8 protein-coding genes are annotated in these 7,296 nt (G+C 52.4%); 1 reads left to right on the forward strand and 7 read right to left on the reverse strand.

The features are described from left to right. Window positions 1–110: 110 nt before the first annotated feature. The 7 genes from hisS to AC5JMP_RS02500 all read right to left on the reverse strand — a co-directional run bounded on the left by hisS (window position 111) and on the right by AC5JMP_RS02500 (window position 6,159). Window positions 111–1,397: a histidine--tRNA ligase gene (gene hisS, locus AC5JMP_RS02470; protein WP_495849842.1), complete on the reverse strand. Its 1,287-nt coding sequence runs from the start codon at window positions 1,395–1,397 to the stop codon at window positions 111–113. Between the two features lie 62 nt (window positions 1,398–1,459). After that, complete coding sequence (locus AC5JMP_RS02475) at window positions 1,460–1,750, reverse strand: hypothetical protein (protein WP_495849843.1); 291 nt, start codon at window positions 1,748–1,750, stop codon at window positions 1,460–1,462. 35 nt (window positions 1,751–1,785) lie between these two features. Further along, a complete protein-coding gene (gene pedR, locus AC5JMP_RS02480; RefSeq protein WP_495849844.1) occupies window positions 1,786–2,100 on the reverse strand; it encodes a photosynthetic electron transport-dependent transcriptional regulator PedR in 315 nt (104 codons plus the stop codon). A gap of 136 nt (window positions 2,101–2,236) precedes the next feature. After that, complete coding sequence (locus tag AC5JMP_RS02485; protein WP_495849845.1) at window positions 2,237–2,953, reverse strand: ABC transporter ATP-binding protein; 717 nt, start codon at window positions 2,951–2,953, stop codon at window positions 2,237–2,239. Between the two features lie 38 nt (window positions 2,954–2,991). Beyond that, window positions 2,992–4,209, reverse strand: a complete 1,218-nt coding sequence (locus AC5JMP_RS02490) for an ABC transporter permease (RefSeq protein ID WP_495849846.1) — start codon at window positions 4,207–4,209, stop codon at window positions 2,992–2,994. Window positions 4,210–4,212: 3 nt separating this feature from the next. Next, on the reverse strand, window positions 4,213–5,538 hold the full coding sequence (locus tag AC5JMP_RS02495; protein ID WP_495849847.1) for an efflux RND transporter periplasmic adaptor subunit: 1,326 nt from the start codon (window positions 5,536–5,538) through the stop codon (window positions 4,213–4,215). A 129-nt stretch (window positions 5,539–5,667) separates the two neighbouring features. Further along, a complete protein-coding gene (locus AC5JMP_RS02500) occupies window positions 5,668–6,159 on the reverse strand; it encodes a GbsR/MarR family transcriptional regulator (protein ID WP_495849848.1) in 492 nt (163 codons plus the stop codon). A 560-nt stretch (window positions 6,160–6,719) separates the two neighbouring features. On the opposite strand from AC5JMP_RS02500, the gene AC5JMP_RS02505 reads away from it, so the two are divergent. Further along, window positions 6,720–7,100, forward strand: coding sequence for a thiol-activated cytolysin C-terminal domain-containing protein (locus AC5JMP_RS02505; RefSeq protein WP_495849849.1), 381 nt, complete (start codon window positions 6,720–6,722; stop codon window positions 7,098–7,100). The last annotated feature ends 196 nt before the right edge of the window (window positions 7,101–7,296 follow it).

The following is a 7,296-nucleotide window of genomic DNA, read 5'->3' on the forward strand; positions in this document are numbered from 1 at the left end:
AGGGTGGGGCGCTTCGCGCCCCACCCTAAATGTCCTAAGAAAACTGGCGATATCTATACCAGGCACACCACAAAACTTTTTCGTGTGAATCGTAAGCCTACGGCAAAGTATTATGCTTCAGCTTGAGCATCCCGAATCTGCCGACGCAATGCGTCGGCATCTGCCAAGAGTTCAGCCTGGGAAATAGCTGCCTGCTGTCCAGAGGCTAGCCATTTGAGCTGTACGGTTTGGCTATCGGCTTCAGCGTCGCCCAAAATTAGGCAGGCTGCGGCTCCACTGCGATCGGCTCTTTTGAACTGCTTGCCAAAGGCACTGCCGCTTAAGTCTAGCTCTGCCGAAAATCCAGATTGCCGTAGGGCTTGCGCCAGCCTCAGCGCTTGAGCCTCAGCGCGATCGCCCCGTGACACCAGATAAAAATCTAGAGCCTGAGCTGGGGGCTTCTGCATTTGTTGCAGTAGCAGCACTAGCCGCTCAATGCCGCTTGCCCAGCCTACAGCAGGGGTTTCTGCACCGCCTAGCTCTGCAATCAGCCCGTCATAGCGTCCTCCCGCACAAACCGTTGCCTGTGCGCCCAGATCATCGGACTGAATCTCAAAGACAGTGTGGGTGTAATAATCGAGTCCACGCACGAGGCGATCGTTGAGGCGATAGCTTACGCCTAAGTCCGTGAGGAGGCTCTGAACCTGCTCAAAACGCGTTTGAGACTCTGGGCTGAGATAATCCACAATGCTAGGAGCATCTTGCAGGATCTTTTGGGTGTTCTGATCTTTGCTGTCCAGGATGCGCAGCGGATTTCGGGTCAGCCGATCCTGCGAGTCGGGATCAAGATCGGCTTTGTGCGGAGTCAGATAAGCAATCAGGGCTTCTCGATAGTTTTGGCGATCGGCGCGATCGCCAATTGAGTTAAACTCCAACCGCAGATTTTCAAGACCGATCGCCTGAAGCCAGTCGTTGGCAATGGCAATTACCTCAGCATCAGCACGGGGATCGGCGCTGCCTATTGACTCCAGACCGAGCTGGTGAAACTGGCGCTGCCGTCCGGCTTGGGGACGCTCGTAGCGAAACATAGCTCCTAAATACCAGAGCCGCTGTACGCCCCCCTGAGCCTGGAGGTTATGCTCCACGAAGGCGCGCACGACACCTGCCGTATTTTCAGGGCGTAAGGTCAGCGATCGCCCTCCTCGATCTTGGAAAGTGTACATTTCCTTACTGACTACATCAGTCGCTTCGCCCATTCCCCGCGCAAACAGATCGGTTTGCTCAAATAGAGGGGTACGAATTTCTTGATAGGCCGCTCTGCCCAGAATATCTCTGGCGATCGCTTCAATTTGCTGCCAGTAAGAAATTTCCTCTGGCAAAATGTCTCTTGTGCCGCGTGTTGCTTGAATGGCGCTCATAACATAGTTTTGGGGGCTTCTTCTGGGTGTCATGCAGGTTAGCACTTGCGGATTCACCCTGCTTAACTCTGTTCTTCTAACGGTTGCCATGCTCCGTAGCGATCGCCATAATACGCCAAAATCTGTTCGACTCGCCGTAAAGAGGCAGAATCTACGGGGGAAGCATACAAAATTTGCAGTCCGCCCACCTGGCTTTGGGCATAGTCAAACTGCCGGGACTGCTGCGGCAATATCTCTACCGTAACCTCCAACACCTGACGCAGGTGGGCTGCTACCTCTTGATAGACCGCTAAGGGAAGCTGAGGACAGCAAATCGGTGAGTGAGAAGAGGCGAGAGGCGTTGGGGTATCCATAGCGATCGCGGGTTAATTGGCGGCTATTCAGCGGCTCAAGGCTGGGCAGGAGGCAGATCGGCAGTAAAAATGGGTAGCGTACAGCAATTGACCTCATCAATGCAAACTTTGCCCCACTGCAATGCCCAGCGTACCAGAGCGACGCGATTACCTGTTGAAGTTTTGGTCAAAATGTTGCTGATATGGTTATCAACTGTGCGCTTGCTGATTTCTAACTTCTCAGCAATTTCCTGATTTGTTAAGCCAGCAGCAACCAATTCGACAATTTGTAGTTCGCGCCCTGAGAGCGACCCCCCTGAGAGTGTTCCCCCTGAGAGCGCCCCCGAATTTTGAGCTTCGCTGCTAGCCATAGTCTTATCCGTCGAGTGCGTAGATCTGCTTATGTATATCTACTTACTCTACTCTCAATCTTCAAAACCTGCTAAGCAAAAGCTGGATGAACTCAAGGCTGAGATGGGGCGATCGCCACCGCAGACCCCAATCGCTCTAAGCCGCCAACATATGCCCCAACTCGGTCGGAGCAAGATGCGACTCAACCACCTGCCCATCTCGGAACCAAACGACCCGTCGGGTTAGACGCGCCACCTCAGGTTCATGTGTCACCATGACGACCGTAATTCCGGAGGCGTTCAGCTCTGCAAAAATATTCATTACCTCTTGGGTAGTATGAGAATCTAGCGCTCCCGTCGGCTCATCTGCCAGCAGCACAACAGGACGGTTGACGATAGCACGGGCGATCGCCACCCGCTGCTGTTGCCCCCCCGAAAGCTGGTTGGGACGATTGCCCATACGATTTGCCAGTCCAACGCGAGTCAGCGCCTCGGCAGCCCTCTCCTTCCGCTCGGCATTAGAAACCCCGGCGTAAACCATGGGCAGCACGACATTTTCCAATGCCGAAAGTTGGGGCAGCAGGTGAAACTGTTGAAAGACAAAGCCTAGGTTGCGGTTGCGAATCTTGGCTAGCTGACCATCTGGGATAGTTGAGACATCCAGACCATCCAGAAAATACGCGCCTGAAGTGGGGCGATCGAGACAGCCAATCACATTCATGGCAGTCGATTTGCCCGAACCCGAAGGACCCATGATGGCGCAATATTCCCCGGCTTCGATCGTCAGATTAACGTCAGAGAGCGCATTGACCTGGATATCGCCAGCGCCGTAGGTTTTAGAGATATGTTCGAGGCGAATAATCGTTTTTTGCATGGAATATCCGTATGTATCAATCGCTATCTATAAATCGCCTAAGCGCTGCGGAGTGCCACGATCGGGTCGAGTTTTGCCGCCTGACGCGCCGGGAATACGCCAAAGAACAGACCAATGCCACCCGATACACCCACCGCCACCAGAATCGCAGGTACAGAGACGCCTGCTTTGAGCGGAGTCACGGCTCCCACAAGGGTAATGCCGCCCACTCCAATCGTGGTGCCAATTAGACCGCCGATCGCCGACAAAATAATTGCCTCAATCATGAACTGCGTCAAGATATCGTTAGGAGCCGCGCCGATCGCCTTTCTCAGCCCGATTTCCTGCGTTCGCTCCCGCACCGACACCAGCATGATATTCATAATGCCAATGCCGCCGACAAAAAGAGAGATCCCGGCGATCGCTGCCAGCATCAGCGTCAAAGCTCCGGTGACATTGCCAACAATTTCTAACGCGTCTTTCTGATTGCGAATCGTGAAATCGTTTTCAGTCACGACCTTATGCCGCCGTCGCAGCAGGTTGGTGATCTGGAACTGCGCCGCATTGATCGAAGCTTCGTCCCTAGCGTTGACGTTGATAAAGCTGATAGAGGTGCCATAGGGTGAGGTGCGTCCCACCAAGCGGCTAGACATAGTGGTAATAGGGATCAGCGCTACATCGTCCTGGTTGCTGCCCAAAAATGCGCCCTTTGCCTCCATGACAGCCACCACCTGAAAGCTGATGTTGCGGATGCGAATTTCTTGACCGATCGGATCGGAGCCATCAAACAGCTTTGTCGCCAGGTCTGAACCTAGCGCCACGACTCGGTTGCGGCGCTGTACATCCAGGTCGGTAATGAACCGCCCTCGCGCTACGTTAAAGTCGCGCACGACGGTGAAATCTGGTGTGATGCCTGTGATCGAGGTGTCTGCCTTTTTGTTGCGATAAGTGACCAAGAGCTGACTCTGCAACTGTGGCGCAACGGCGCTGACGGTAGGCACCTGAGAGGCGATCGCCTCAGAATCCTCTAAGGTCAGCGATCGGGGTCGATCGGTTGCTCGATTCTGCGCTTTTTCACTGCCCGGAATAATAAACAGAACGTTAGGTCCTAGAGACTCAAACTGCTCAGAGGCGTAGCGCTGTGCCCCCTGCCCCACGCCCACCATCATAATCACCGAGGCATTGCCAATGATGATGCCCAGCATTGTCAAGGTGCTGCGCATCTTGTTTGCGGTCAGGGTTTTAACCGCCATACTGATGCTTTCTAGAATATCCATGCGCTACTCCTGCTTGCCCCAATTGCTGTTGGGCGGGATGTCTGTAAATACTTTGTCTCCAGGCTGAACTCCTTCTAGCACCTGGGTTTGGTTGCCTACTGCTACACCCAACGTCACCGGACGAAATTCTGGCTGGTTGGATTTGTCGGGAACGAGAACTCCCGTTTGCCCCTCCTGGGTGACGATCGCCACCGTGGGAATGACCAGAGTGCTGTCTATCTGCTTGCCCAAGAAGGTAACATCCACATTCATGCCAGACAGCAGCTTCTCTTGCCCTGTCACCAACAAAATCCGCACCTGGAAGGAGGTGACGTTTTGCCTAACAACCGCCTCTGGAGCAATTCGCCGTACCTTCCCCTGAAACTTCAGATCTGGGTAGGCATCAGCTCGGACTTCTACCAACTGACCGATCTGAAGCTGCTGGATATCTACTTCAGGGACTTCTGCTAAAACTTCCAGCCCTTCGGCAAGCGCCACGATCGCCGTAGAAGTCGCAGAAGTGGCTTCTGAAGCGGAAGTTGTCGGAGTAACGAACGCACCCACATTGGCAAACTTTTGGGTAATTGTGCCGCTAAAAGGGGCACGCACCAGCGTATCCTCCTGATTCACCTGCACTGACTGCAGATTGCCGATCGCCTCATCAAGCTGAGCCTGGGCTAGAGCAACTTCCTCCACACGACTGCCATTTCTAGACAGGTCGAGGCTGCGCTGCAACTGCGCAAGATTGGCTTGCGACTGCTCAACGCTAGCTCTGGCAGTTGCAACTTCGCTGGAGAACTCATTGAAGCGATCGCTAGAAATCGCCCCTTCGTCTGCCAAGGACTGGTTACGACGCTGTTTGTCTTGTGCCAGATTGAGGCGAGCCTGAGCTTCTGTCACCTGCGCCCGTGCCTGAGAGACTCTAGCTTCAGCTTGGGCAATTTCTTCAGGGCGGTTCCCTGCTTTGAACTGAGCCAGCCTAGCTTCAGCTTGCGCGATTCTAGCTCTAGACTGCGTGAGCTGGGCATCAATGTCATCATTTTGCATCCGCGCCACAACCTGACCCTTGCTGACGCGATCGCCCTGTTCTACAAACAGCTTGGCTACAATGCCTGCGTTTTTGGGGCTAAGGTTGACCGTCTGAATCGGCTGCACCGTACCGCTAGCATCAATCTGAACCTGTAGTGGCTCAGACTTAACAGGCACCGTCAGACTTGCAATATCTGGAACTGCCGCCTTCTGCTGCAATACGGAATAGGCAATGCCTCCTGTACCCAATAATCCCGTCAGGATTAACCCGACCATCCAGGGATTCGGCCGCTGAAGTTTGCCAATCAAAGGGAGTTGCATGGTCATAAAGCTCAGGTGCAAATTAAATAACGAGGATTTGAATGAGAATTTGAGCTGAAATTTGAATTGCGATCGCTGAATCCAGAGTTCCCAGAATCTCGGTCAACTTGCCAGCCTGCTGAACCGACTTTAGGTGCCTTCAGACATTCGCCGATTTTCCTGCTCTTGCTCCCAGCGTTCATCTATCAGGGGCAGTTCGCGTTCCCAGAAGGCATGAATGTCATGCATCTCCTGTAGGCGGCGCTTGTGCTGAGTGGGGAACGCTGACATTAGATCTAGCCCGCGCTCGGCAAGCTTGCGAAATGCACCAATTTGAACTAGCCGCTGTTTGGTCAACTGCGACCAAGCATGATCTTTGATTTGAAAATAGTCACGGCGATCGCCCGGAATACTGACGCGCTCGATCAACCCAAGCTGAATTAGGAACCGAGTCATGGTGCTAATCGATCCTTTACTGGCTTGCAAAACCTCTGCCAGCGCGTTGTTGGACTGCTGGGGAGGCTCAGAAATCAGGAGCCAGCCAAAAATTCGACCTGACATGCGCGGCATTCCCACCAGCTCAAACATTAAACCCACTTCCTCAACAAAGTGCATTTGCTCAAAGGGTTGATCGCTATTCAATTTCAGACCCCTTCCCAGACGATGACGACAGGTGAATGTGTAACCTTTTGTAACCTTAAATCTATCATATTCTGAATGTTCAGTAAACGCTGAACAGTTAGACGATAGGGTAGTCAGGTTTGTGTCACTGGGGTTACATCGTTTTGTCTGTGCAATCAGCTATAGCTCCAGAATAATTGGGAGAAGAGCGATCGCCCTTCCCCCATCGGGGTGATCCAGAGGAATGATTGGACAACAATTTAATCAGTCCATGACCTGGAGAGGTTCAGCATTCGGGCAAAAGCTTTGAAACTTAGACAGAATCTGTCTATCGAATGCCAAACCCAGACGGTTAAATATTCAAGGTGGGTCAATTCATAATTCGGTAGTCCTCAATCTCTCGCTCTGGGTTGGATTTTTTCCCGTGTCATTGACAAGGTTTGTCTCCAAACATTTCGGAACGTTCTAGAACGCGATCGCAACCTTTAGCTAATTTTTCCTAACCTTGCATAAGTCAAAACTTTCGATCGTTCCTATCCTCAGAAGCCCAAGAACACTGACACAAAACTAGGAGAAACAACATGCTACGTAAAATCGCTTCAGTCTCAGCTTTGATTCTCGCCGCTGTTCCTGCAATCTCCATGTCTGCCTTAGCCTTGTCTGGCCCCAAAGTCACCGTCTTTAACCAGGGCGGCTATGTTGCGGACTACCAAGTTAGCTACACCGCCAATGGACAACGTAACGAAGTCAAAGTCTCTGGTCTGGTGGTCGGTAAAAAACAAACCGTCACACTGCCTGTGGGCAGCCAAAGCATCAGGGTTCGGGGACAAATGCTCACAGGTTTGTTCTGGGAGCCTAAGCGAGAGCTGTTCAATCAAACTGCCAATGATGGCAGCTGCTTCAAGACCTATGGCACCATTTTCAGAGGTGACTGGTCACGGGACTGTACGGCTGATTTCTAGGCAATACAGCGCTCCTGTGGCGTGGATCTTTCAACAAGCCCTGTCTGGCATGACGCAACCAACCCCGATCGGTTTCCAATAGGTGAACTTTGCGATCGGGGTCATGCTTGTTTCTACGTTGCTTTCTAGCATTGCGTCCTAAGTATTACAGTTGTAGATAATGTAAGCTAGTTTTCAGTCTACCTGGAAAATAGTC

This window comes from Drouetiella sp. (assembly GCF_059504425.1).

Excerpts from the sequence above, each read along its gene's own strand:
- pedR (WP_495849844.1), bottom strand. The coding sequence starts at position 2,100 with ATGGCTAGCAGCGAAGCTCAAAATTCGGGGGCGCTCTCAGGGGGAACA.
- AC5JMP_RS02475 (WP_495849843.1), bottom strand. The coding sequence starts at position 1,750 with ATGGATACCCCAACGCCTCTCGCCTCTTCTCACTCACCGATTTGCTGT.
- AC5JMP_RS02485 (WP_495849845.1), bottom strand. The coding sequence starts at position 2,953 with ATGCAAAAAACGATTATTCGCCTCGAACATATCTCTAAAACCTACGGC.
- AC5JMP_RS02490 (WP_495849846.1), bottom strand. The coding sequence starts at position 4,209 with ATGGATATTCTAGAAAGCATCAGTATGGCGGTTAAAACCCTGACCGCA.
- AC5JMP_RS02505 (WP_495849849.1), top strand. The coding sequence starts at position 6,720 with ATGCTACGTAAAATCGCTTCAGTCTCAGCTTTGATTCTCGCCGCTGTT.
- AC5JMP_RS02495 (WP_495849847.1), bottom strand. The coding sequence starts at position 5,538 with ATGCAACTCCCTTTGATTGGCAAACTTCAGCGGCCGAATCCCTGGATG.
- hisS (WP_495849842.1), bottom strand. The coding sequence starts at position 1,397 with ATGAGCGCCATTCAAGCAACACGCGGCACAAGAGACATTTTGCCAGAG.